The organism is Streptomyces sp. NPDC104096, from assembly GCF_055584385.1.
The window spans coordinates 63,559-86,646 of record NZ_JBVJMD010000028.1; the positions used below are offsets into that span (position 1 = coordinate 63,559).

22 protein-coding genes and 1 pseudogene are annotated in these 23,088 nt (G+C 69.4%); 11 read left to right on the forward strand and 12 right to left on the reverse strand.

Annotated elements, in window-relative coordinates; translation table 11 throughout:
- Window positions 1-14: 14 nt before the first annotated feature.
- A complete protein-coding gene (locus ACZ60B_RS25985; RefSeq protein ID WP_469390883.1) occupies window positions 15-359 on the reverse strand; it encodes an ArsR/SmtB family transcription factor in 345 nt (114 codons plus the stop codon).
- A 103-nt stretch (window positions 360-462) separates the two neighbouring features.
- On the opposite strand from ACZ60B_RS25985, the gene ACZ60B_RS25990 reads away from it, so the two are divergent.
- On the forward strand, window positions 463-1,437 hold the full coding sequence (locus ACZ60B_RS25990) for a quinone oxidoreductase family protein (protein WP_469390885.1): 975 nt from the start codon (window positions 463-465) through the stop codon (window positions 1,435-1,437).
- Window positions 1,438-1,777: 340 nt separating this feature from the next.
- Here the strand turns inward: ACZ60B_RS25990 and ACZ60B_RS25995 are convergent, their stop codons facing one another.
- Window positions 1,778-2,146 carry a low affinity iron permease family protein gene (locus tag ACZ60B_RS25995; protein WP_469390965.1) on the reverse strand — a complete coding sequence of 123 codons (369 nt, stop codon included), beginning with the start codon at window positions 2,144-2,146 and terminating at the stop codon, window positions 1,778-1,780.
- Between the two features lie 155 nt (window positions 2,147-2,301).
- Complete coding sequence (locus tag ACZ60B_RS26000; protein ID WP_469390887.1) at window positions 2,302-2,925, reverse strand: flavodoxin family protein; 624 nt, start codon at window positions 2,923-2,925, stop codon at window positions 2,302-2,304.
- Between the two features lie 114 nt (window positions 2,926-3,039).
- Between ACZ60B_RS26000 and ACZ60B_RS26005 the strand changes: the two genes are divergently transcribed.
- Entirely contained in the window at window positions 3,040-4,512 is a 1,473-nt protein-coding gene (locus ACZ60B_RS26005; RefSeq protein ID WP_469390888.1) for an aminotransferase class I/II-fold pyridoxal phosphate-dependent enzyme, read from the forward strand.
- 54 nt (window positions 4,513-4,566) lie between these two features.
- On the opposite strand, the gene ACZ60B_RS26010 is transcribed toward ACZ60B_RS26005, so the two are convergent.
- From ACZ60B_RS26010 to ACZ60B_RS26020, 3 genes are all read right to left on the reverse strand, one after another.
- Window positions 4,567-4,794 (reverse strand): DUF5133 domain-containing protein, encoded by a 228-nt coding sequence (locus ACZ60B_RS26010; RefSeq protein WP_469390890.1) that lies wholly within the window; start codon window positions 4,792-4,794, stop codon window positions 4,567-4,569.
- Window positions 4,795-4,818: 24 nt separating this feature from the next.
- Complete coding sequence (locus tag ACZ60B_RS26015; RefSeq protein WP_469390892.1) at window positions 4,819-5,046, reverse strand: DUF6480 family protein; 228 nt, start codon at window positions 5,044-5,046, stop codon at window positions 4,819-4,821.
- 590 nt (window positions 5,047-5,636) lie between these two features.
- Window positions 5,637-6,176, reverse strand: coding sequence for a hypothetical protein (locus tag ACZ60B_RS26020; protein WP_469390894.1), 540 nt, complete (start codon window positions 6,174-6,176; stop codon window positions 5,637-5,639).
- A 495-nt stretch (window positions 6,177-6,671) separates the two neighbouring features.
- Here ACZ60B_RS26020 and ACZ60B_RS26025 point away from each other — a divergent pair, with 495 nt between their 5' ends.
- Entirely contained in the window at window positions 6,672-7,043 is a 372-nt protein-coding gene (locus ACZ60B_RS26025) for a hypothetical protein (RefSeq protein WP_469390897.1), read from the forward strand.
- Between the two features lie 193 nt (window positions 7,044-7,236).
- Here ACZ60B_RS26025 and ACZ60B_RS26030 read toward each other — a convergent pair whose 3' ends face one another.
- The 3 genes from ACZ60B_RS26030 to ACZ60B_RS26040 all read right to left on the reverse strand — a co-directional run bounded on the left by ACZ60B_RS26030 (window position 7,237) and on the right by ACZ60B_RS26040 (window position 13,584).
- Window positions 7,237-8,415 carry an ROK family transcriptional regulator gene (locus ACZ60B_RS26030; RefSeq protein ID WP_469390899.1) on the reverse strand — a complete coding sequence of 393 codons (1,179 nt, stop codon included), beginning with the start codon at window positions 8,413-8,415 and terminating at the stop codon, window positions 7,237-7,239.
- A 228-nt stretch (window positions 8,416-8,643) separates the two neighbouring features.
- Window positions 8,644-9,951 carry a sugar phosphate isomerase/epimerase family protein gene (locus ACZ60B_RS26035; protein ID WP_469390901.1) on the reverse strand — a complete coding sequence of 436 codons (1,308 nt, stop codon included), beginning with the start codon at window positions 9,949-9,951 and terminating at the stop codon, window positions 8,644-8,646.
- Between the two features lie 87 nt (window positions 9,952-10,038).
- Window positions 10,039-13,584, reverse strand: a complete 3,546-nt coding sequence (locus tag ACZ60B_RS26040; protein ID WP_469390903.1) for a ThuA domain-containing protein — start codon at window positions 13,582-13,584, stop codon at window positions 10,039-10,041.
- 728 nt (window positions 13,585-14,312) lie between these two features.
- Here ACZ60B_RS26040 and ACZ60B_RS26045 point away from each other — a divergent pair.
- Window positions 14,313-14,798: a hypothetical protein gene (locus ACZ60B_RS26045; RefSeq protein ID WP_469390905.1), complete on the forward strand. Its 486-nt coding sequence runs from the start codon at window positions 14,313-14,315 to the stop codon at window positions 14,796-14,798.
- A gap of 30 nt (window positions 14,799-14,828) precedes the next feature.
- Here ACZ60B_RS26045 and ACZ60B_RS26050 read toward each other — a convergent pair.
- Window positions 14,829-16,009, reverse strand: a pseudogene (locus ACZ60B_RS26050) (RNA-guided endonuclease InsQ/TnpB family protein).
- A 174-nt stretch (window positions 16,010-16,183) separates the two neighbouring features.
- Between ACZ60B_RS26050 and ACZ60B_RS26055 the strand changes: the two are divergent.
- Together ACZ60B_RS26055 and ACZ60B_RS26060 are read left to right on the forward strand one after the other, a co-directional pair.
- A complete protein-coding gene (locus ACZ60B_RS26055) occupies window positions 16,184-16,495 on the forward strand; it encodes a hypothetical protein (protein WP_469390907.1) in 312 nt (103 codons plus the stop codon).
- Between the two features lie 743 nt (window positions 16,496-17,238).
- Window positions 17,239-17,883, forward strand: coding sequence for a hypothetical protein (locus tag ACZ60B_RS26060; protein ID WP_469390909.1), 645 nt, complete (start codon window positions 17,239-17,241; stop codon window positions 17,881-17,883).
- A gap of 160 nt (window positions 17,884-18,043) precedes the next feature.
- On the opposite strand, the gene ACZ60B_RS26065 is transcribed toward ACZ60B_RS26060, so the two are convergent.
- On the reverse strand, window positions 18,044-19,651 hold the full coding sequence (locus ACZ60B_RS26065) for an MDR family MFS transporter (protein WP_469390911.1): 1,608 nt from the start codon (window positions 19,649-19,651) through the stop codon (window positions 18,044-18,046).
- 247 nt (window positions 19,652-19,898) lie between these two features.
- Here ACZ60B_RS26065 and ACZ60B_RS26070 point away from each other — a divergent pair, with 247 nt between their 5' ends.
- A complete protein-coding gene (locus tag ACZ60B_RS26070) occupies window positions 19,899-20,534 on the forward strand; it encodes a TetR/AcrR family transcriptional regulator (protein WP_469390913.1) in 636 nt (211 codons plus the stop codon).
- Window positions 20,535-20,579: 45 nt separating this feature from the next.
- On the opposite strand, the gene ACZ60B_RS26075 is transcribed toward ACZ60B_RS26070, so the two are convergent.
- The gene (locus tag ACZ60B_RS26075; RefSeq protein WP_469390915.1) at window positions 20,580-20,723 is read right to left on the reverse strand and encodes a hypothetical protein; all 144 of its coding nucleotides are present in this window, start codon (window positions 20,721-20,723) and stop codon (window positions 20,580-20,582) included.
- Window positions 20,724-20,755: 32 nt separating this feature from the next.
- Between ACZ60B_RS26075 and ACZ60B_RS26080 the strand changes: the two genes are divergently transcribed.
- The 4 genes from ACZ60B_RS26080 to ACZ60B_RS26095 all read left to right on the forward strand — a co-directional run bounded on the left by ACZ60B_RS26080 (window position 20,756) and on the right by ACZ60B_RS26095 (window position 23,043).
- On the forward strand, window positions 20,756-20,887 hold the full coding sequence (locus ACZ60B_RS26080) for a hypothetical protein (RefSeq protein ID WP_469390917.1): 132 nt from the start codon (window positions 20,756-20,758) through the stop codon (window positions 20,885-20,887).
- Between the two features lie 207 nt (window positions 20,888-21,094).
- Complete coding sequence (locus ACZ60B_RS26085; protein WP_469390919.1) at window positions 21,095-21,592, forward strand: hypothetical protein; 498 nt, start codon at window positions 21,095-21,097, stop codon at window positions 21,590-21,592.
- 53 nt (window positions 21,593-21,645) lie between these two features.
- On the forward strand, window positions 21,646-22,032 hold the full coding sequence (locus ACZ60B_RS26090; RefSeq protein WP_469390967.1) for a tetratricopeptide repeat protein: 387 nt from the start codon (window positions 21,646-21,648) through the stop codon (window positions 22,030-22,032).
- Between the two features lie 657 nt (window positions 22,033-22,689).
- Window positions 22,690-23,043, forward strand: a complete 354-nt coding sequence (locus ACZ60B_RS26095; protein ID WP_469390922.1) for a hypothetical protein — start codon at window positions 22,690-22,692, stop codon at window positions 23,041-23,043.
- Window positions 23,044-23,088 lie beyond the last annotated feature (45 nt).

The window sequence follows — 23,088 nt, forward strand, 5'->3', positions numbered from 1 at the left end:
GGCGCCGGCGGGTGTCAGGAGACGTCGTCGTGGCGGAGGGTGAGGTCGAGCAGGCCGGGGAAGCGGGCGTCGAACTCTTCCCGCCGCAGCCGGTTGAGCCGCTTGGGCCCGTCGTCGCGCTGCTCCACCAGCCCGGCGGCGCGCAGCACGGAGAAGTGGTGGCTCTTGGCCGCCCGGCCGACGGGCACGTCGAAGTTGCTGCAGCTCAGGGACCAGTCGGGATGGTCGGCCAGGGTGCGTACCAGCTGGATGCGGACCGGGTCGGCGAGCGCCGTCAGCGCGGTCAGCAGGGGGACGTCGTCGGGGTGCGTGAGAACGGGTGCCGGGCGGTGGCTCCTGCCCGGGGTCTTGTCCGTCATCGCTCGCGCCTCCTGGCATTGCCCGTTGCAGAGTGTTCGATGGACATCATACAGTGCGAGTGTTTGCTTCCCGTCGAACACTCTCGGAGAGGTGGTCCTTCGTATGCGCGTGGTCGAGTTCCAGGAGTACGGCGGCCCCGACGTCCTGCGGGTCGTCGAGGCCGAAGTCCCCGAGCCCGGCGCCGGGCAGGTGACCGTCGACGTCGCCTGGGCGGGTGTCAACTTCGCCGACCTCAAGGCACGGGCCGAGGGGTACCGCGTCACCTCGCTCCCCCACCGCCCGGGCCTGGAGGTGTCCGGGCGCATCCGGACCGTCGGCGAGGGCGTGACCGCGCTGGAGGTGGGGCAGGAGGTCGCCGGGCTCGTGCAGGGCGGCGGATACGCCGACGTGGTCGTCGCCGAGGCGGCGGCCGTTTTCGCGCTGCCCGGCGGCATGGACCTGCGCACCGCGGCGACCATGCCGACGGTGCTGCCGACCGCGCACGCCCTGGTGCACGAGGTGGGCAGGCTGCGGGCCGGGGAGAGCGTCCTCGTGCAGGGCGCCGCCGGCGGTATCGGCACGGCGGTCGGGCAGTTGGCCCGCGCGGCGGGCGCCGGTGCCGTGTACGGGGTGACCTCCAGCAAGGCCAAGGCCGAATACGCCCGCGCGCACGGATACGACGACGTGTTCCCGGCCGACACCTTCGACCAGGACGTGCGCCGCGCCACCGGCGGCCGGGGCGTCGATCTGGTCCTCGACCCGGTCGGCGGAGACACCCTGCGCCGCGGACTGGACGCGTTGGCCGCCTTCGGACGCCTCGTCTCCTTCGGCAACGCGAGCGGCGCCGAGCCGTGGCAGGCCGGACAGGCCGACCTCGCCGTCCGCGGCCTGTCCGTCAGCGGCTTCTCCGTCCTGGCCCTGGCCGGTACGGCACCCGACGCGCTGCGCGAGCTGACGGCCCGCGCACTGCGCACCGTTGCCGAGGGGACCGTGTCCCTGCCCGTCACCGCGGAGTTCCCGCTGCGGGACGCGGCCGAGGCCCACCGCCTCATGGGCGGCCGCACCTCCACCGGAAAGCTCCTGCTGCGCGTCGCCTGAGACGAACGCGCCCCGCAGCCGCGGCGGGCGCGCGCTCCTGCCGTGGCCGGCAGCGCACGCCGGCTCCGGACGCCCCGCCCTGGCAGCACCCGTGTGCCGCTCTCCTCATGGGCGCCCAGAACTCCGACCACATGCACCGCCCACACGTATACACGCATCCGGCGGCCCAGCCGGATCGGCCCGGCATGCCTACAGAGCAGTCCGTTCCCCCGGACACCCTGGCCGGCTGGACCTAACCTGCGCCGGACCGGAACTGATCACCGAGAGCTGACGCACCCGCCTCGAACCGCCCGATCAAACGCGAGGGGCCTCGCATTCCAAGGGCGACCGCCACGGCGAGTCACGTTTCCTCCTCCAGCCTGATCGCTGCCTTCAGATCTTCGTGCGCCTTGCCGCACTTGCCTTCGCTCGCCTCCAGCATGGCGGCGGCGATCGCGTCCAGCTTGCGCTGGATGGCGTGCTCGGCCCGAAGCTCCGCGTTCTTCAACAGCGCCAGCAGAAGCAGGGTCACCGAGGTCATGCAGCTCCCGACGAACACCTGCCATTCCAGGCCGAACCCCGCGACATGGACGGCCACGAAAGCCACCACCAGCGCCAGACACAAGCCGAAGAACACCGGTGAGCTGGTGAAACGAGACGCCTCCTCCGCCAGCCGCTCGAACGTGCCGCGCTTGTCGCCGCCTCGGTCCACTGGATGCTGAAACACCATTGCCACCGCCGTCCTCACCTCGGCCAACCTGTCCGTGTCATCCCGAGCGACCCGTCCCTGATCTCGTGCCCAGCAGGCCGTGCCGCAAGCTCCGTAGGCCGTGGAGGACCGGCGGGGTCGCGCCTGCACCCACTCCCCTGCGGAAAGGGAGCAGGTCAGCTCGCCGGGTACGGCGCGGCCTTGAGCCGGCGCGCCAGGTGCGCGGCGTTCGCGGCGAGGGTCCTGGTCGTGGCTGCGGTCTTGTCGGGGGTCTCGTCGAGGTCCCGGTAGTCGGTGCCCTGCATGGCTTCTCCGACCCAGTAGGTGACGGCGTTCGGAGCGAGGGAGAACCCGACGTCGTTCAGGCCCTGGTAGAGGTCGGCGCCGACCTTGTGGGCGCCGTCCTCGTTGCCGACCACGCACACCGCTGCGACCTTGCCGTAGGTGAGCATGCGGCCCTCGTCGTCGCTCTCACCGAGCTCGGCGTCGAGCCGCTCCAGAACCCGCTGCGCGACGCTGGAGGGGTGCCCGAGCCAGATCGGCGTGGACAGCACGAGGATGTCGCAGGCCAGGATCGTGGCCCGGATCTCCGGCCACGCATCCCCCTCGCCCATGTCGGTCTCCACCCCTGGCTTGACGTCGTGATCGGCGACCCGGACGGTCTTCCCCGTCACGCCGAGCTCGGCGAGCGCGGCCAGGGTCTGCTCTGCCAGCAGTTGCGAGCTCGACGACGCCGGGGAGGGCGACAGGGTGCAGACCAGGGCGACAGCATGGAGCGGAGTGTCATTGCTGGGATTCATGGGGAGCGAGTGCCCGTATATCCGATGCAGCTACCGCACTCGGCACGACTGCTTCCCTTTGGCCGATCGGCAACGAGCATGTGCATGCGCAGCCGTTGTGGGAACCCCCTGATCATGGGTCTCAACCATGAGGAAGCACCTGTTCTGGACGCGGTCGCCCGCTATCACGAGGCGGACGAGCTGGGTTTCTCCCCGCCGGGACACAAACAGGCCCGTGGCGCGGACCCCCGCGCCCGTGCCGTCCTCGGCGACGCGGTGTACCTGGGGGACGTACTGGCGAATGGAGGGCTGGACGACCGGCTGGCCCGGCATGGAGTGCTGGAGCGGGCCGAGGAACTGATGGCCGATGCGGTGCACGCGCGGCACACGTTCTTCTCGACCTGCGGCAGCTCGCTCTCCGTCAAGGCGGCCATGCTGACCGTGACCCGCCCCGGACACCGTCTGCTGGTGGGCCGGGACGCCCACAAGTCGGTCGTGGCCGGGCTGATCCTGTCCGGTGTCGAGCCGGTCTGGGTCGAGCCGCAGTGGGACGCGGAGCGCCACCTCGCGCACCCGCCGTCGGCGGACGCCTACGACAAGGCGTTCACCGAACACCCCGATGCGGACGGCGCGCTGGTCACCAGCCCCACTCCGTACGGTACGGCCGCCGATCTGAGCACGATCGCGCAGGTCTGTCACCGCCGGAACAAGCCTTTGATCGTGGACGAGGCGTGGGGTGCGCATCTGCCCTTCCACGACGCGCTGCCGACCTGGGCGATGGACGCGGGGGCCGATGTCTGCGTGACCAGCATCCACAAGATGGGCAGCGGCCTGGAGCAGGGCTCCGTCTTCCATCTCCAGGGCGACCTGATCGACCCCGCCGAACTGTCTTCCCGCGCCGACCTGTTGGGCACCACCAGCCCCAACGTCCTGCTGTACGCGGGGATCGACGCCTGGCGCCGGCAAATGGTCCAACACGGTCCCGAACTCCTCGACCACGCACTGCAACTGGCGAAGCGCACCCGGGCCGCGATCGAGGAGATCGACGGCTTCCACGTCAACGACCCGGAGGACTTCTGCGGGCCCGGCCGGGCCGCCGGGTTCGATCCCCTGCCGGTCGTGATGGACATCGAAGCGCTGGGGACCACCGGCTACCGGGCCGCCGACTGGCTGCGCGAGCACCACCATCTCGACATGCACCTCTTCGACCACCGGCGGGTCAGCGCCCAGCTCACCCACGCCGACGACGACCGCACCGCCTCCCGCCTGCTCACCGCCCTGCGCGATCTCGCGGACCACGCCGACGCGTTGCGCGACGCACCGCGGGTCGCCGTGCCCTCGCCGGCCGAGCTGCGGACGGAACAGGCCCGGCTGCCCCGCGACGCCTACTTCGCACCCCACGAGGACGTTCCCCCGGCCAGGGCCGCAGGCCGGACAGCCGGCGAGATGATCACGCCGTATCCGCCCGGCATCCCCGCCGTGCTCCCCGGCGAACGCCTCACCGAGCCGGTCCTGCGCTACCTGACCAGCGGAGTGGCGGCAGGCATGTACCTGCCCGACGCAGCCGACAAGAGGCTGCGCACGATCCGGGTCGTCGCACAGGAATGACCCGTCCGCCTCGCCGGTCGGCAGTTCCTGCGACCGGAGCACCCACCCAGTGGTTCAGTCCGGAACGACGGAGTCGTCATGCGGGCGTGCGCCGGGCAGGTGGTACCGGGCGGCGATGAGGGCGGCGTCGATGTCCTGGGTGCCGGTCGAGACGCACAGGGTGTAGGCGACGTCGTCCATGCGTCGGCGGACCTCCTCGCTGCCGTCTTCAGCGTGCAGGATCCGCAACGTGTCGTACTGCTCGACCAGATTTTGCAGGATGACGGGGTGTGCCATGAGCATCGCGGGCCTCTTGGGGTGTGGGAACTACGCCAGAGCCACGACCATGCCGACCAGCCCCACGACGACCAGCAGGACCACAGCCATGATCAGTACGAGGGAGAGAGGCGCCCATGCCTTGGACGCCGGGGGCTCGTGCTGGGAGATCCCCATCGTGGTACTCCCCTCCCCCGGCGGGGTGGGCACGGGAGGCACTTTGCGGTCAGGGGAGGCAGTGCCGCGCTCTGACCAGGTGTGCGGGTGTGAGGTTGTCATGACGTACTCCCGTTGATCCGACGCGCAGAACCCGCAGCCGCGCCGTAGGCGTCCACCCCTCCTGAGGGTCCGGCGGCAGGATCGGCATGAGAAGACCTGCGGCCTACGGGTTCCCTGCCCACGTTGCTGCAATCGCAGGAACCACGCAATTCGTGGCAAGAGCCGCAAGCCACCTGAAGCAGTGCTCACACTTGAGCCGCGCACCGCACCGACAGTCAGCGCGCGCTCACTCCACACCGAAAATCAAACATGGGATCCAATCAAGGCATGGACGCGGGCCGCTCGCCGGTGCGGGACGGAGGGTCCATGTCTGACACCACCGTGCCGACGGGCGACCGGAACGGGGAAACGCCGGAAGCCCGCCGGGGCGGGGGCACGGGAATGCGCGCTCACACGAACCGTCGGGCGGAGACCCCCGGTCGGGCCGCCCCGCGAAGGCAGGGGCGGCCCGGGGGGCATTGGATGCCGTGTGCCCGGTGTCCGGCTCGAGAGGTGGACACGGGCTGCGGCTGTCGCAATTGGTCTGTACTGGGACCCCGGCCCGATTCCGGTGGGCCGAGGGTCCACAGTGTGCGGTCGGTGGCCGTCGACTACCAGTCCCCGCGGCCGCCGTCGTGGTAGTCCCTGACCACCCGGAAGCTGGCCACGACGCCGTGCTTGATGTGGATGGCACGGGTGCGGCCCGGGTGGACACCGTCGCTGGAGCTGCGCGGGCCGACGGTGGCGATGGGGGCGCCGTTGTCGCAGACCGCACCGCGGAAGACCTCGACGGTCCGCTTCGTGTCGTTGCGGACGTTCAGGCTCCGCGCGCCCAGGCCACTGACCACGGTGATGCAGTCGCCGGGGTGGGCGTAGTACGACCGCTCGTTGATCTCGATGCGGCCCTCGTAGTAGCGGTGGCCACCACCACCGCCGCCGCGGCCCTCGTCGCCCTTGCCCTCGTCGCCCTTGCTGTTGTCGTCGCCGTTGCCGTTGCCGCCGTCAGGCAGAGCGGCAACGGCCGGGGCCGCGTGGGGAACCTGGGGAGCGGCGGCCGGGGCGGAGGCGGCCGATGCGTAGGTGATACCCGTCGCGGCCAGAGCTGCGGCGGCCGAAACGGCGGCAGTGACCGCTGTGGAACGAAGCTTCATGTCGCTATCTCCTGTTTCAGGAATGCCGGCCCGTCAGCCGGCTCGCAAATGAAACTTACTCATAGCCGTCATATCAGTCATATTGAAAGACCGGCAGGGAGCGCCAAACGGGGTATTCGCGACCCCACCTCGGAAGTTGATGTGCAGTCATATCGCCACTATGAAAAGCAGATTGACCTACGATTAGCCCTTTTGATGGATCTTCTCGCGACCACTCACTACTCGATATCAGCGTGTCGCTATGGATGTGACGGGGTGAATCGTGCTAGCAGCGGTGAGCGGACCCTCGCGGGGCACGTCTGCGCGACGACTGGCTCCCTGGTCTCCCACCACGTCGGCGCATCGACCGGACCCCCTACGCGGTGCCACCGAGGCATGGTCTGTCTGCCGGCCCAGGCCGGGACGATATCGAAGGGGCGCTTGCGAAGGCTCTCGCACCCTTCGAGTACTACTAACGATCCCACCGCCTTCCCCGGTGACCAGTACGCAGAAGCGATGTTCGCCGTCTACCGCGCCCAGCCGCTGATCGCGGCGTACCTCGACCACCCCTTCAGCCTCGACCTGGGCTACCTGGGCTTCATCGGCGACGACGATCCTGAGGAGCACCCCGTCATCGGCTACGAGGGCACCCGTACCGAGTACATCCGAGGTCTCACGTCGAGAAGAACACCGAACACGGATGTGCTCACTCCGGACGGCTGGTGGCTGGAGGTCTTCGAGCACGGCATGGAGGCCGTCCACGCCTTCTGTGAGCCCGCGCTGTGCCCGCACGACTCTTCGCTGCCCGACGCGTTGCCGGGCAGCGAAACGTATCTCTCGAACCTTCCGGGCGACACGATCCTCGTCCGGGTCCACTGTCACTGCTGACGCGACTCGTCGGGCGCCGGATACAGCGGCCTTTCAGACGCGGGGGGCGGACTTGCTGTCCCGGCCGAGCACCACGGCTGTCCGACCGGCATCCAGCCCGTCGGCTTCGACCCCCGTCGCGGCAGCCATGAAAGGTCTTGACGACGTCCGTCGGCCGGCAGGGCGATGTGCGGGCTGTCCTGGAGGTCGTCCCTCAGGACGCTTGCTCGAAGGCGAGGTCACTGGCCAGCACCGCGGCGCCGGTCACACCGGCGCGCGGTCCCAGCTCGGACAGCACGACGGGCAGGTTCCTGGTCGCGAGCGGCAGCGACCGGTGGTACACGACGCTGCGGATCTCGGCGAGCAGGACGTGGCCGAGCTGGGCGAGCCCGCCGCCGATCACGATCATCGAGGGGTTGGCGAAGCTGACCAGACCGGCGAGCACGCCGCCGACGTGGCGCCCGCCCTCACGGATGAGCTGGATGCACGCCGCGTCCCCCTCCGACGCCACCTCGGCCACATCCTTCGCGGTGACCGTGCCGGAGGCGGCCAGCCGCTCGGCCAGCGCCGGGGACCGGTGCGTGCGGGCGGCCGCGGTCGCCTCGCGGACGAGTGCGGCGCCGCTGAACAGCGCCTCGAGGCAGCCGACGTTGCCGCAGGAACAGACCGGCCCCCGCGCGTCGACCTGGATGTGCCCGATGTCGCCGGCGCAGCCGTCGGTCCCGCGGTAGACGTTCCCCTCCTGGTAGATGCCGCACCCGATCCCGGTTCCGATCTTGACGAACAGGAAGTCGTCGACCGAGTGCGCCGCACCGCCCTGGCGCTCGCCCACCGCCATGATGTTCGCGTCGTTGTCGACGACAGCGGGGCAGCCGTGCTCACGGGTGAGGTACTCGCGCACGGGGAAGCGGTCCCAGCCCGGCATGATCGGCGGCGACACCGGTACCCCGTCACGGAAGCTCACGGGACCGGGTACTCCGATGCCGACCGCGGTGAGCCGCTCGTAGGCCCCCTCGGCGCGGGCCTTGGCGAGCAACTCGTCGACCCGGCGGAGGATCGCCTTGGGCCCGGAGCGGAGGTCGGCGGACTCCTGGTACGCCGCGACCTGCTCCAGCCGGCCGTTGGTCACCTCGACGTCGATCGAGGTCACGCCCAGATCGATGGAGGCGAAGCGCAGATCAGGGTTCAGTTCGACGAGCGTGGAACGGCGGCCGCCCCGGGACGTGGCCGCTCCTGCTTCGGCGGCGTAGCCCGTCGCGATCAGACGCTCCAGTTCGGCGAGCAGTCGCCGTCGCGACACCTCGAGTCGGTCGCCCAGTTCGGCACGTGACAACGCGCCTTCGTCGCGCAGCAGCCGCAGCAGTTCGGCGTGCAGCGGTTGTGGGCTTCGCACGGGGTCCCCTCTGACGCGTTCATATCAGCGCCTGCTGCGCCTTGCCTTTCACGATAATGACTTTCTTCTGAAGCGGTCCATACTTTTCGGTCGCACCGGTGGCCGGAACTTTTGATTCAAAGCGCGAAAGCTCGGGACGGAATGTGTCGGCGGGCGTCCCGCTCCCGCCGCGACGGCCACTGGGCACGTGGCCGCCGCGACGCGAGCGGGACGGAGTGCCGGCGGGTGTCAGCCGCGCAGTGCCGTCATGCCTGCCGCGCTGATCCTGGAGAAGCGCAGGGACTGGCCCGGGTCCGAGTTACCACCCGGGGCGTTGTCCTGCTCGTAGTTCGCGTTGTAGTGCCCCTTGGCGCCGACGCCCTGGTAGAAACTGGTGTAGTCGATGTCGCTGCGGGGGTCGCCGAACGGGATGAAGTTGTAGCCGTTGCCGACACCGGGCGCCTCGCCGGTGGCGTCGCCGTCCTTGGCGTGGAAGAGCTGGTAGCGCTGCGGCTGCTTGGCGACCTGGGCGGCCGGGTCGAAGATGTCCTCGACGCGGTTGCCCTCCCAGTCGTAGCGCCACCGCCACTGGTGCTGGGCGACGTGCGCCCAGTACACGTCCATCTCGATGACGCACAGGGCCGGGTCGGTGACGTCGAGATAGTGCTGCATGAGGCGCTTGCCCGACTCGCCGCGAACCTGCGTGGGCGCGATCGGCCTGCCGGTCACACGGTCCTGGGTCACGGTGACCATCGGACCGTCCTGCAGGAAGTTGTACGCCGGCGAGTGGTTGTGGGTGTAGAGGCGGATGCCCCACTGCCGACTGATCGTGTTCAGCGCTTCCCACTTCTCGCCGGCGACGGTCCACGGCTCGATGTTGCGGTTGCCCGAGTTCGTCGGGTCGTTGCCGGTGCCCATGAACGGCGTGCCCAGGATCGCCGCGAACTCCAGCTCGGTCTGCAGCCGTTCGTAGTCCTGCGTGGTCATGGTGCCGCCGGAGCTGTTCGGGCCGTACCACGTGTTGGGGATGAATCCGTGGTTGCCGATGGCCTCCAGGCCGTAGGCGTCGAGGAAGCCGCGCAGGGTGCGCGCGTACGCCAGGTACGCCGCCCGGGACTGCGGTGTGGTGACACCACCGGGCGCCGGGTTGGGCACGTCGCCGCCGGGGTTCGCGGCGTTCTGGCCGTAGCCGGCGAACTCGATCTGCTTGAAGCCGGACTTCGCGAGGAACTCGAACAGTTCCGCCCAGCCGCCGGGCAGCGGTACGAGCGGGCCGAGGTCGGTGGGGTCCTTCGGGAAGTTCGGGCCGCCCAGGTAGCCCATGGTGGGGGCGACGCCGAGCGACCTGCTCGCCGCGATGCCGACCCGGGTGGGCACGTCGCGCTGGCTGTAGGTGATCGTGCCCAGCTTGCCGGCGGGGATGAGCCGACCGTTGGCCGCGCTCGCCTGGGCCGGCGTGAACACGGAGGCAGGGCCGATCGGGCTGAACGCCGCCGCCACCGCCGCGCCCGCGCCGACCATGAAGCGGCGTCGGTTGGGGTCGTTCTTGAAAGCCATGGTGGTCTCTCTTCTCGAAGTGGCTGTACCGGATCGGGGCCGGGGGCGCCGCAGTGGGTGTGCGGCGCCCCCGGCCGCGGGATGGTGCTAGGGAGCGCTCACTCCTTGTCCGCCGAACTCGGCCCAGTTGAGGTTGAAGAGGTTGGCGCCGGTCTGGCCGCCCGTGACCGACCGGAACACGAGGTAGACCTTGTGCTTGCCGCCCGGGTCGGTGATCGGGAACTTCTGGCTCTCCCAGTTCGCCGTGGCACCGGTCGACGTGAGGTTCGCCGTGGTGAGAAGCGGTCCGCCGACCGAGTCGAGGTGGACCTCGACGGCTGCCGTCGGACTGCCCGCGGGAACCTGCGTCGACGTGCTCGCCACCCGGAACGTCAGCGAGTCGATGCCGTGCAGGTCGAACGGTCCGTTCAGGGCGAGGTAGTCGCCGTGGCCGAGGCTGCCGCGGTGCTGGCTGCCGCCGGCCGGGTCGTTCGTCGTGGCGACGTTGGTGCCGGACTGGTCGAGGGCGAACTCGACCTCCTGGCGCTTCTGCCGGACCTGGTTCTGGGCGACCGTCGTCAGCGCCGGAACGCCGCCGGGACCGCCGCGGTCGGTGTAGGAGGCGCTGACGACACCGAACACGTTGCCGCCGTGCGACACGTCGTCGGGATCGGTCGACAGCACACCCGAGCAGCCGTGGACGGACTGCTCCGCGTGGCCGTGGGTGTCGTGGCCGAGGACGAACGTCACCTCGACGCGGCTGCAGTCGATCGTGCCGTCCTCCGGGTCGGTGACCGTCACCGAGAACGGGATGTCGTCACCGAAGGAGAACAGGCCGCCGTCGACCGGTGAGTCGACCTTCACGACGGGCGCGGTGTTGCCGACCGTGATGGTCGTGTTCGCCGAGGCGGACTTGCCGCTGGAGTCGAACACCGTCAGCTTCGCGGTGTACTGCCCGGGTGTCGTGTAGGTGTACTGCGGGTCGGGGTCGACGGAGTCGACGGTGCCGTCACCGTTGAAGTCCCACTCGAACCGGATCGAGTCGGCCGCGTCGGGGTCGCGCGAACCGGCGCTGGAGAAGTTCACGTTCAGCGGTGCCGAACCGTTCGTCGGCGTGGCCGTGAGCTTCGGGATCGGTGCGCGCTGGCCCTTGACGTAGTCCCACCGGTACAGGCCGGCGTCGGGGTTGCTGTTGAAGAAGCCGTCGCCGTAGGCGAGCAGGTAGAAGTGCCCCTGTCCGTCGAACTGGAGGTCCATCGGGTTGTCGCACTCGAACGGCTTGCTCGTGTCCGGGACCCGCTGGGCGTTGAGTCCGGCGCAGTCGAGCACGTCGTTGATCTTGAATACCCGGTTCTCGGAGTCCAGGCGGACCTCCTTGACGGTGTCCCGGGTGAACTCGCCGGTGAAGACCGCGTTGTCGTAGTACGGCGGCAGCTTCGTCCGGTCCGGGTTGTCCGGGTCGTAGTGGTACTTGGCCGCGCCGTGCGGGCCGACACCGCCGGTGCCGAGCTCGGGGAACAGTCGCGGGCACGTGGTGGCGCCGGAGCCGTTGTAGTACGCGGCGCACGGCGTACCGATCGGGTTGTCGGCCCGGTTCTCGGGCGTGAACGAGTACCAGATGTCCGGGTCGGTGACCGGCGGAGCGTATTCCAGACCGGGCTCGACGCTGGGCCCGCCGGTGAGGTTCCACCTGGAGTCGTTCTGCGGTCCGCGGTTGGGGTTGTCGCACTCGAACGCCTTCGCCGGGCTGTCCAGCGGCGTCGAGGTGTTGAAGTTCCAGCGGTAGTACGGCAGGTCCTGGCTCACGCACATCGGCCAGCCGTAGTTCGCCGGCTTGCGCACGATCTCCATCCGGCCGGTGCCGGCGGGTCCGCGGAAGTTCTGCGGGGTCTGCGAGTCGGGCGAGTAGTCGGTGACGTAGGCCACGTCGTTCTCGTCGACCTGGATCCGGAACGGGTTGCGGAAGCCCATCGCGTAGATCTCCGGACGGGTCTTGTCCTTGCCGACCGGGAAGAGGTTGCCCGAGGGCACCGTGTAGGCGCCGCCGAACTCGTTCTGGTCGCCGGCGGCGATGGCGCCGTCCTTGACCGAGATGCGCAGGACCTTGCCGCGAAGGTCATTGGTGTTCTGCGCCGAGCGGCGGGCGTCGACGAACGGGGCGTTGTACTGCCCGGTCGTGGTCAGCATGTCGTTGAAGGGAGAGAAGCCCCCGGAGTTGCCGCCGCCGGACGGGGTGTCGTCGCCGGTGGTCAGCCACAGGTTGTTGTGCTTGTCGAAGTCGATGTCACCCGCGACGTGGCAGCAGGCACCGCGGTTGACCGGGACCCGCATGATCTCCTGCTCGGACCCGACGTCGAGGTGCGCCGGCTTGTCCCCGTCGGCGTCGACGAACTTGAACCGGGAGAGCTGGAAGTACCCGACCCAGGGATCCCAGACGGACGGCGAGGCCCCGGTGGTCGGCGCGTCCGCCGTCGGAGTGGTCTGCGTGACGACCTCACCGGTCGACAGCTTCACGTCCTTCACGGTGGGGGGCGCGTAGTAGAGGTAGACCCAGTGGTTGTTCTTGAAGTCGTTGTCGATCCCCGGCCCGTACATGCCGTCTTCGCTGTTCGTGTAGACCGGGATCTGGGCCAGCACGGTGGTCTTGTTCGACTTCGAGTCGTGCAGGCGGATGCTGCCGCGACGGTCGGTCTGCAGGGTCCGGCCGTCGGGGAGGACGTCGAAGCCGATCGGCTCGTTCAGGTTCGGCGGCGTCGCCACGGCCGTCTGCTGGTAGTTGGACAGCACGGTCGCGCCGCAGTCGGAGTACACCGGGTCGGCCTGGCCGGCCGCCCACTTGATCGCGCCACCGAGGTGTGAGCGCATGTCCTTCTCGCCGAAGCTGTCGGCGGTGTTGCCGAGCGCGGTGTAGAACGAGCGGCCGCCCTCCCAGTCCTTGCACCAGGTGACCGGGTGGTCGTAGCCCATCTTGCCGCCGCTGATGCCGGTGAGGTCTCCGCCCCACGACTGCTTCTTGAAGGCGTCCTCGACGACGGTGGCGAGGACGTGGCTCTTGCCTCGCACGTTGGACTTGAAGTTGTACCAGTCGTCGGTGTGGGTCCAGTACTCCGGCAGCTTCTTCGACGCCTCGTGGACGCGGTCGGCGACCTTGATGGTGCCGGGCTGCACACCGGTCCGGCCAAAGGAGCGGGTGCCGATGGCGTCGGACAGGAAGGTCCAGTCGGGCTGGGCCTCGATCGCGGAGCCGATGCCGACGAAGCCGCCGCCCGCGCGGTAGTACGCCTCGAAGGCGTCCTGCTGAGCGGTGGTGAGCACGTCGCCGCTGGTGTTGAGGAAGACGACGGCGCGGTACTGCTTGAGGTGCTCCGCGTCGAACTTGCGGGCGTCGTCGGTCACTTGGACCGCGAACCGGAGCTGGTTGCCCAACTGTCTTATGGCGCTCACACCGGCGTCGGTGACCGCCGGGTCGGCGTCCGTGGATTTCGTGAAGACCAGGACTCTGTACTGGTTGCCGGAGTTCTCCGGTACCGCGGCGTCCGGTGGGGACGCCGCGGCCGCGGGGACGGACGCTGACGCCAGACCGATGAGCATGCTGCCCAGGAGTGCGAGCAGCGCGCCGAACACGGTGAGACGGCGGCGAAGGGCCATGCGCATGGAACCTCCTCAGGGGTACGCGAGACCAACGGGCCGTCGTGCGGAGGCGGCCCGGCCGGGAAGGGTGCGGATATGCGCCGGAATATTCAGAACAAGGCGGACAGATGACCGATCGCAGCGGTACGGGCGGGACGGGGACGACGTGACGGCAGGTGCGTGTACTACGCCGAGCTGCGCGTCAGTGCCCACCGGGACTGCTGGTGAGCGACTGGCTCGGTCCAAGTTCCTGCGGATCGTATAGCCGCGAATCGCACCAAAGATAGAGTCCGTTGCGCGAAAGTTTCACTCAAAGGTCCATAACTTCTGCTCAAGCAGGCAAAAGTCCGCTGATGACGAGAGGAACTCCCCTGCTCAGCCCGCGCTCCCCGGCGGCACGTCACCGACGTGGCGACGATCAAGCTCTCGACACGGGCCCGGGAGAGTGCTGCGTTCGCTGCCGATCCGCGAAGCGGGAGCAGGAACAGGAGCAGGCCACCCTCCCGTTGGCGGCAGCGCCGCTCCGCGGGAGTCGGCGACGCCGGAACTGCCCGGCACCGGGCGCATCACGGTTCTGGATCGCTTTCCGTACCGGAGCCACATGGCGTCACATGATCCGCAATCATGACGGGTCGCGTCCGGCGACCTCGTCCAGGACCTGAGGCACCATCACATCGTCTCTGGTGGTCACCGAGTGGGTCCGTGTTCCAGCGCGGGTCGGGAAGGCACGCCTTGCCACAGGACCAGGCCGCATGAACCACCACGACACGCCGCCGGAAGAGCCCAGCGAGCACCTTCGCTTCTGGGCTCACCTGAGCGCACTGGAGCAGGTCACCGACGCCGACGAGGCCGACCGGGTCAGGGAAGTCCTCACCGATCCCGACCAGGCCATGGCCCAGTCCGCCGTCGTACGGCACATCGACCGCCGAGCCACCGAACTCCACCCCGGGCCTGCCTACGAGCCCTGGGCCGAGAGGATGACTCAGGTCACCACGCGCCACCCCTTCCTGACCCGGCGCCTGCGCGAGTGGTCCCTGTTCCGAGCCGTCACACTGGGCCGGCCGTGGAATCCGGACGGCTTGCTCGAGGCATCCAACTGGCTCCAGCTCAAAACGACCGAGACGTCGGACGCCACCGCACTCGAGATCCTCGCCGACGGCGGCCGCACCAAGCGGATCCGCAACGCCGCCCGGACCCGCCTCAAGCGGCAGAACCGGACAGGGACGAGAGACACTTGACTTCCTCTCCCCTCCTGAAGGAAGGGGATTCTAAGGCTCGCGCCGTAGGGGTTTCTGCTTCATCGCCGACTGCCCGCCCGGAGTGCTCCGTTGAGGTCTTACGCCGGCTCCACAGACAGACGCCGTCAGCCCGACGGCCAGGATGTTCTTCGCCGCGTTCACGTCCCGGGCGTGGGTCGTCCCGCAGTCACACGTCCACACGCGGACATTCAGCGGCATCCTGTCCTGCAAGCTGCCGCAGGCGGAGCACAGCTTGGAGGACGGGAACCAGCGATCGATCGCGATCACTTCGCGGCCGTACCACCGAGCCTTGTACTCCAGCATGCTCCGCAACTCCGACCACGCCGCATCGCTGATAGCGCGTGCCGGGCTGCCGTTCTTCACCATGTTCCGAACCGCGAGGTCCTCGATCACGATCGTTTGGTTCTCACGAACGAGCCGAGTGGTGAGCTTGTGCAGATGGTCACGCCTGCGGTCAGTGATGCGGGCGTAGACCTTGGCGACCTTCCGGCGGGCCTCGGCCCGGTTCGCTCCGTCGCCCTTGGCCTTGCGGGCGAGCTGTCGCCGGGCCTTCGCGAGGCGGGCGCGATCGCGGCGCTCGTGCCGGGGGTCGGCGACCTTCTCGCCGGTCGAAAGGGTCAGCAGGTGGCCGAGCCCGACGTCGATACCGACGGCCGCGCCGGTGGCGGGCAGCGGTCGGACGGACGGTCCTCGCACAGCAGGGACACAAACCAGCGTCCGGCCGCGTCCTGCGACACGGTCACCGTGGACGGCAACACGCCCTCGGGCAGCCAGCGGGACCACACGATGTCGAGCGGCTCCGTCATCTTCGCCAGGGTCAGCTGGCCGTCCCGGAACCGGAACGCGCTGGTGGTGTACTCCGCCGACTTCCGCGACTTCTTGCGCGACTTGAAACGTGGATACCTGGCGCGTTTGCCGAAGAAGTTCGTGAACGCCGTCTGCAGGTGCCGAAGGGCCTGTTGGAGCGGGACCGAGGAGACGTCGTTGAGGTAGGCGAGTTCCTCCGTCTTCTTCCATGCAGTCAGCATCGCCGACGTCTGGTTGTAGTTCACCCGCTCCTGCCGCGCCCACGCTTGGGTGCGCGCCGCAAGAGCGAGGTTGTAGACCTTCCGCACGCAGCCGAACGTACGCGACAGCTCGACTGCCTGCGCATCGGTCGGATAGAAACGGTATTTGAACGCCCGCTTCACGTGGGTGGCCTCTTCACGCCTCACATGATGTTTCGTCAGCTTGTGAAGGGATGCCGGTAGCTGGGGTGGACGCCGGTCCGCCCTGGCGGCGAACCGACTTTCCCTGCCCCGCTACGCGGGAGCTTCGATTCCTCCCTGGCCTGAAGGCCGGGGTATCCACGAAGGAAGGCCCCGATGACCGAGCCGATCGCCGGATGGATCTGGGGCCGCAACCTGCGCGCCTTCCTGGAGTTGCTGTCCCGCTACGTCGAATACGCCTTCGACGAAACGGACTGGGAGATTGTCGAAGCCGGTGTTCAGGACACCGACGACGAAGCGCCGAACGGCTGGTACTCGTATCCCTTGGCCGGCACGAGGGCCACTCTCGAAGTCGTCCTTGCTCAAGCCATCGGCGGCGAGGAAATCTCCGTCAGCATCACAGGAGCCGGGACACCTGAGCTTCAGTTCCGCACAGACACACTCCTGGCCGCCTTCTCCAGCGTCTGACCACCGGCCTGTTCGACTGGATCGGAGCACCACCCGCAGCCACTTGACGGCTTGGACGCCCGAGGTGTCTGTGCGGCCTGAGCATGGGTGGAGATCGCCGAGGCGGCCCCACGCAGTTGATGCGGCGCTCGGCCCTCGGCCCGGCGCTGGTGTTCGCCGCCTTCAGCGCCGCCCGGACCGCTCTCGCGCCCTGCATCACCGGCCCGGCCTACCGCCTGGGCACCCCAGCCGTCGGCGTGCTCGCCCTGGCGGGGGCGGCCGGCGTGTTCGCCACCCCGATCGCCGGGGCGCCGTGTCGACCGCGTGCCCGTCTCAACACCGCATACATGACCTGCGCGTTCCTTGGCTGCGGTGCGGGCTCCTGGCTGGACGTGCGCGTGTACTCCGCCTTCGGCTCGAACGGCGTCTGCGGCCTGGTCATGCTGCCGGCCGGCCTCGCCCTGCTCCGGCACGCGCTGCCCGCCCGCCGGCCCCCGGCCGCGGAAGCGGAGCGGGCCCCCAACCCCGCTGCGGGCCCGCACGGCGTCCCCGCGACCCGCTCACCCCCAGGGAGGGCGAGGCGCCCGCGCCGCACCTGCGCAACGCCGCCTCCCTGCCGTCCTGCGGGTAGGGCGGCCACCGGACCCGGCCGGTCACCCGCAGCCGAGAACGAATCACCCGGGCGACCGGTCGAGATCATCCGTCACGGACCGCCGGCCACCCCGGTCAGGGAGGCGGGAAGAGCGGCCGCGAGGATGTCCGCCATGATGCCGATCACCCACCTCGACCTGGCCGGTTTCTCCGAACGCGAGCCCGGCGTATGGACCGACGAGCAGGGTCTGGTCCTTTCCCTGCACCACTTCGAGCTCGTACCCGACCTGCCGGCCCCGCTCGACCAGCCGGAGCGACTGCGGCGCGGGCTCACGGAGTTCACCGCCGAGGCCGGTGCGGGACTGATCGAGGTCGTGGTCGGCGAGATCGACACCGTCCCGGCCGTACGGCAGTTCGCCAAGGTGCGCCTGCCCGACCGACCGGGACAGGTCTTCCTCGGGTCCTGGACCGTACCCAGGGACCGGTGCAGCGCCGTACTCAAGATCCAGGCTGCGGAAAGTGGGATGACCGGCCTGCGTGAAGCCGTGGTCCTCGACCGGATCGGTCCCGCCGACTACTTCAAGCCGCATCCGTACGCGCCGGACCTCGAGGTCCCGCTGCCGTACCACGTCGCCGACCACGAGGAGTGGGACGAGCAGTTCCCGACCCACCCGCTGTCCATGATCCGCACCGCCCTCCGACGGATCACCCCGACCGTCGTCCTGGACGACGCCTTCAAGGCCCTCCCGCCGTTCGACGCCGCGCAGCCGAAGCCGGTGGCGCCCACCCGCCGACGCTGGTTCCGTCGGGGCCGCTGAGCACACGTCGAGTGGCGCTCGGTGAGGGACGATGCTCCGGACACTTGCGCCCGGACCGGATACCTGGCCGATCCCTACGAGCCGGGCTGCGGACAAGACAAAAGCCGTCCGGGGCGGTCCGTTGAAGGACCGCCCCGCACGGCTCGGGTCACGTGGTGGGTCAGCCCGCGGTGGCCGGGGCGGGGGTGTTCTGGTCGGTGCCCTCGGGGGCCGCGTCGGGCTTGGCGGCGGAGTCGAAGCCGCGCAGCGGGACGTGGCGGATGAAGACGGCGATCAGCAGTCCGGCGGCGGCCACGGCCGCGCCCCAGGCGAAGACCGCGCCGACGCCGTCGGTGACGGCCTGCTGGAACACGTGCTGCACCGTCTCCGGCAGGCTCTTCAGGACCTGCGGCGTCATCTGGGCGACCTCGAACCGGCCGCCGGACGCGCCGGCCGTGGCGTCCATGTGGGAGGTGACGCTGTCGGTGAGGGTGGTGGCGTAGAGCGAGCCCAGCAGGGAGACGCCGACGGAGCCGCCCATGTTGCGCAGGAAGGTCGCGGCGCCGGTGGCGGCGCCGATGTCACGCAGCGGGGCGTTGTTCTGGGCGATGAGCATGGTGCTCTGCATCAGGCAGCCCATGCCGGCGCCGAGCACCACCATGTAGAGCGAGGTGGCGGCGCGGCTGGTGTCGATGTCCATGGTGGCGAACAGCGCCAGACCGGCAGCCATCAGGACGGTGCCGACGATCGGCAGAGCGCGGTAGCGCCCGGTGCGGCTGATCACGGCACCGCCGGCCAGCGACACGGCCATGGACGACAGCATCATCGGCATGAGCAGCAGGCCGCTGTTGGTGGCGGAGGAGCCCTGGACGAACTGCTGGAACTGCGGCAGGAAGGTCACCCCGCCGAACATGGCGAAGCCGACGATGAAGCTGAGGGCACCGGCGAGCGAGAAGTTGCGGTTGTTGAAGACCGCGAGCGGCATGATCGGCTCGGCGGCGCGGCGCTCGACGATCACGAAGGCGACGAAGGCCAGCACGGTCGCCACGGCCAGACCGATGATCGTGGCCGAGCCCCACTCGTACTCGTTGCCGCCCCAGCTGGTGATCAGTACGAGGGTGCTGATCCAGGTGGTGAGCAGAGCCGCGCCGGTCCAGTCGATGCGCGCCTTGCCGGTGCCGCGGGACAGCTTGGCCAGGGTGAACCAGCACACCGCGAGGGCTGCGATGCCCAGCGGCAGGTTGACGTAGAAGGCCCAACGCCAGTTCAGGTGGTCGGTGATGAAGCCGCCGGCCAGCGGGCCGCCGATCATGGCGACGGGCATGACGGCCATCAGCACGCCCTGGTACTTGCCCCGCTCACGCGGCGGCACGATCTCGGCCATGACCGCCATCACGCCGACCATCAGGCCACCGGCGCCCAGGCCCTGCAGGGCGCGGAAGCCGACCAGCTCACCCATGTTCTGCGACATGCCGCAGAGCACGGAGCCGATGAGGAAGATCACGATCGACGAGAGGAAGGTCACCCGGCGGCCGAGGAGGTCGCCGAGCTTGCCCCATATCGGCGTGGCCGCGGTCGACGCCAGGATGTAGCCGGTGGTCACCCACGCCAGGTGGTTCAGCCCGCCCAGGTCACCCACGATGGTGGGCAGCGCGGGAGCGACGATCATGTTGTCGAGCATGGCCAGCAACATCGCGATGACGAGGCCGCTCATGGTCACCATGATCTCACGGTGGGTGAACCTGGGCGGCGCCTCCTCCTCGGCGGTCTTCGTCGCTGTCGACTCCATGGCACGGCCTCTCTTCGAACGGTCACTGCAACAGCTGCGAGCAGCCCACGCCGACGGGCGCCCCGGTCCACATGGCGCATGGACGGCGGGAGCGCCGGAATAAGGGGGAATCTGCTCCAGGCACGGCCGCGTACAGCGAGGCCGATGCGGAGTTCGATGGACACTCCACTTACCTGTCGTTAAGTAAATTACTTGCCGGACGGTAAGCTTGCAAGCTGACCCCGGGGACGAGAGAAGGCGGACATCGATGGCGGCAGGCACAGGGCATCGGCGCGGCAGCGACACCAAGGCCGAGATCCGCAACGTGGCCATGGAACTGTTCACCGAGCAGGGGTACGAGGCCACCTCTCTGCGGGAGATCGCCGAGCGGCTGGGGGTCACCAAGGCGGCTCTCTACTACCACTTCACCAGCAAAGAGGACATCGTCGTCTCGCTCTTCGCCGAGCACCTGGCCACCTTCGACGAACTGATCGCCTGGGCCCGGACCCAGACCCCGGGCCCGCAACTCGTCTCACAGGCCATCGACCGGATGATCGACATGGCGTCCGAGCGGGGATCGCGGATGGTGCGGTTCGCCCTGGCCAACCAGCGCGTGATCAAGGACCTGCACCCTGGTCACCAGAGCGTCCACGAGCGGATGAACACCCTGTTCGACGCGCTCACCGACCCGGGCGCGTCCGTCGAGGAGGCGCTGCGCATCCGCATGGCCCTGCTCAGCGTCAATTTCACCTACTTCGCCGCCCAAGGCCTCGACGCCTCCGACGCGGAGGTCACCGTCGCCGCCCGGAACATCGCGCACCTGCTGAACCCCGTGACCGCCGACGCTCCGGTGGAAGCCGCCCCGGCCACGCAGCCGACCGCCGGGACTCCGGCCACCGGCTGATCCGAAGACGGAGTACGACTTCGTCTGCTCGGTGACCACGATCCATCACATGGACTTCGAGGCGGCCCTCGTCCGCATGCGTGAGCTGTTGCGGCCTGGCGGCACGTTGGTGGTGGTCGGTCTGGCCCGCGAGGCGAGCGTGGCGGAGTGGGCGTCGTTGATCGCGGCTGCCCCGATCGTGCGGATCACGAAGGTGCTGCGTCGCGCGTGGTCCGCAGGGCATGCCGGTCGCCGACCCGCAGATGAGCCATGGGCAGGTGCGGGCTGCCGCCCGGCGGCTGCTGCCCGGTGTGCGCTACCGCCGGCATGCGCTGCGCCGGTACTCGCTGACCTGGGAGAAGCCCGTCAACTGATCCGACGTCGATGGCCGTTTGCCCCGTCCGAGGCGGTCCGAACGTCAAGTGATCCTCTGCGGCGGTTACCCCTGATTCCGCAGGAGTGGCGCGGAGCCCGGGGCCCGCGCGGCCACGCACCCGGACTTCCCGCTCAGTGCCATCGCCGAGGAACTCCGGTACAGCCACGGCAGCCTCGACGCGTTCGCCGGCGACGACAGCATCGACGTGCGGACCGTCTTCTCATCGTCGTACGAAGCCCTGTCCGCGCCTGCCGCGCGCCTGTTCCGGCTGCTGAGTCTGCACGCCGACCCGGACATCTCCACACCCGCCGTGGCCGCCCTCGCCGGGCTTGCCCGACGGGAGGTCCGCGGCCCGCTCGTCGAGCTGACCCGCGCCCATCTATTCACCGAGCACTTTCCCGGCCGCTACACCCTGCACGACCTGCTGCGCGGGCACGCCGCCGAGCGTGTCCAGGCCGAGGAGAGCCCGCGGGACCGGGAAGCGGCGGTGGAGCGGCTGCTGTCCTGGTACCTGCACACCGCGGACGCGGCCTACCCGCTGATCAGTCCGAGACGAGGCGATCGACCACTACCACCGGGCCATGACCATCTACCGGAGCTCGGGGACGCGGAGGGCAGGCTGCGGGCCGTGGGCAACCTGGGCGACGCCTATCCGCACGCCGGCCGGTACGCCAAGGCCGTCGAGTACAGCCGCCGGGCCTGACGCTGGACCGGAAGGTCGGCGACATCTGGGGCGAGGGCATCGCGCTGAGCAACCTGGGCGACGCCTACCAGCGACTCGGCCGGTACGACGGCGCCGTCCGCTGCCTGGAGCAGGCGCTGACCGTCCTGCGCACCGGCGGCAACCGGTGGGTCGAGGGGGACGCCCCCGACGTGCTCGGCACGGTCCACCATCGGCTGGGCGCACCTGACCGCGCGGTCGACCACTACGAGCGGGCCCTCGCGACCCACCGGGACATCGGCAACCGGTGGGGAGAGGGGCACACCCCGGGCCATTTCGGCGACGTCCAGCTGGCCGCGGGCGACCCGGAGGCGGCCGGCGGCAGCTGGCGCCAAGCCCTCGCGATCTTCACGGAGTTCGATCATCCGGACGCCGAGAAGATCGAGGAGAAGCTGAACTCCCTGCGGCTCACGCCCCGGTAGCCCCGGCCGGCTCGAACCCCGCAGGCAGCGGGAACAGTGGCAGCAGCGCGGCGGGCGGCGGAGCCGCGGGAAGTTCCGGGGCAGGAGCGCCGGGCTGTGCCCGCTGTCCGGGGCGCGACGCGGGGCCTTCCGCGTCCGGCCCGGTCCTGCGCCGGCTCATGAGACCGCGCGGCCCGAGCCGCGCACGACCGTACGGGGCGGGCCGGTCGTACGGCTCGGGTGGCGTGGACGACGACGTGGGCATGGGGATCCTCCCCGGCTCTACGGCCGGTCACCGAGACCGGTCACGACCGCACAACGGCTCCCGGCCACCAGACGGTTCAACCGGACACGCGGACCTGGCCTCACTGCCTCGGTGTGTAAGTCCGGGTTTCGGCCTCATCGCCGAACGCCGCTTCCCCCAGTCAGAACGTGATCGCTCCGGCATGGCGGCAGGCTGCCACAGCCGCCGCGTCGGAGTCTCGCGAGTATCCGCACAGCATTTGGCACCGCGCCCACGGCCATATACGGGACTGCTCTCAAGGGCTGTCACGTAACCGCTCGTCATGAAACCGGCCAGGGTGCGGAAACTGCGTAGCTGCCGAGTTCGCGGCGCCGGTATCGTCCGGTCTCCCGACCCGCGCCGTACCGGCGGCCTACATTCAGTGAGCGATGCAGATGACCAGCCAGCAAGCGACGACGACCCTGTGGCGCCCCACCGGCCCCAAGGAGCTGGATCTGGTTCGGGAGCTGAACTGGCGTGCCTGGCCGCCCCGGCTGCCCGAGCAGCCGATCTTCTACCCGGTCCTCAACGAGGACTACGCGGTCAAGATCGCACGGGACTGGAACGTGAAGCACGATGGCGCCGGCTTCGTCACTCGTTTTGACGTCGAGTCGGATTACTTGAGCAGGTATCCCGTCCAGCAGGCCGGCGGGCGTACGATCCTCGAGCTGTGGGTTCCGGCCGAGGAGCTGGACGACTTCAACGCCCACATCGTCGGCGAGATCCAAGTGGTCCACGAGTTCCACTGAGGAGGGCCGGGGCTGAGTACGGGTACTCATGACACCGTGTGCCGC

Excerpts from the sequence above, each read along its gene's own strand:
- ACZ60B_RS25985 (WP_469390883.1), bottom strand. The coding sequence starts at position 359 with ATGACGGACAAGACCCCGGGCAGGAGCCACCGCCCGGCACCCGTTCTC.
- ACZ60B_RS25990 (WP_469390885.1), top strand. The coding sequence starts at position 463 with ATGCGCGTGGTCGAGTTCCAGGAGTACGGCGGCCCCGACGTCCTGCGG.
- ACZ60B_RS25995 (WP_469390965.1), bottom strand. The coding sequence starts at position 2,146 with ATGGTGTTTCAGCATCCAGTGGACCGAGGCGGCGACAAGCGCGGCACG.
- ACZ60B_RS26000 (WP_469390887.1), bottom strand. The coding sequence starts at position 2,925 with ATGAATCCCAGCAATGACACTCCGCTCCATGCTGTCGCCCTGGTCTGC.
- ACZ60B_RS26005 (WP_469390888.1), top strand. The coding sequence starts at position 3,040 with ATGGGTCTCAACCATGAGGAAGCACCTGTTCTGGACGCGGTCGCCCGC.
- ACZ60B_RS26010 (WP_469390890.1), bottom strand. The coding sequence starts at position 4,794 with ATGCTCATGGCACACCCCGTCATCCTGCAAAATCTGGTCGAGCAGTAC.
- ACZ60B_RS26015 (WP_469390892.1), bottom strand. The coding sequence starts at position 5,046 with ATGACAACCTCACACCCGCACACCTGGTCAGAGCGCGGCACTGCCTCC.
- ACZ60B_RS26020 (WP_469390894.1), bottom strand. The coding sequence starts at position 6,176 with ATGAAGCTTCGTTCCACAGCGGTCACTGCCGCCGTTTCGGCCGCCGCA.
- ACZ60B_RS26025 (WP_469390897.1), top strand. The coding sequence starts at position 6,672 with ATGTTCGCCGTCTACCGCGCCCAGCCGCTGATCGCGGCGTACCTCGAC.
- ACZ60B_RS26035 (WP_469390901.1), bottom strand. The coding sequence starts at position 9,951 with ATGGCTTTCAAGAACGACCCCAACCGACGCCGCTTCATGGTCGGCGCG.
- ACZ60B_RS26040 (WP_469390903.1), bottom strand. The coding sequence starts at position 13,584 with ATGCGCATGGCCCTTCGCCGCCGTCTCACCGTGTTCGGCGCGCTGCTC.
- ACZ60B_RS26045 (WP_469390905.1), top strand. The coding sequence starts at position 14,313 with ATGAACCACCACGACACGCCGCCGGAAGAGCCCAGCGAGCACCTTCGC.
- ACZ60B_RS26055 (WP_469390907.1), top strand. The coding sequence starts at position 16,184 with ATGACCGAGCCGATCGCCGGATGGATCTGGGGCCGCAACCTGCGCGCC.
- ACZ60B_RS26060 (WP_469390909.1), top strand. The coding sequence starts at position 17,239 with ATGATGCCGATCACCCACCTCGACCTGGCCGGTTTCTCCGAACGCGAG.
- ACZ60B_RS26065 (WP_469390911.1), bottom strand. The coding sequence starts at position 19,651 with ATGGAGTCGACAGCGACGAAGACCGCCGAGGAGGAGGCGCCGCCCAGG.
- ACZ60B_RS26070 (WP_469390913.1), top strand. The coding sequence starts at position 19,899 with ATGGCGGCAGGCACAGGGCATCGGCGCGGCAGCGACACCAAGGCCGAG.
- ACZ60B_RS26080 (WP_469390917.1), top strand. The coding sequence starts at position 20,756 with ATGCCGGTCGCCGACCCGCAGATGAGCCATGGGCAGGTGCGGGCTGCC.
- ACZ60B_RS26095 (WP_469390922.1), top strand. The coding sequence starts at position 22,690 with ATGACCAGCCAGCAAGCGACGACGACCCTGTGGCGCCCCACCGGCCCC.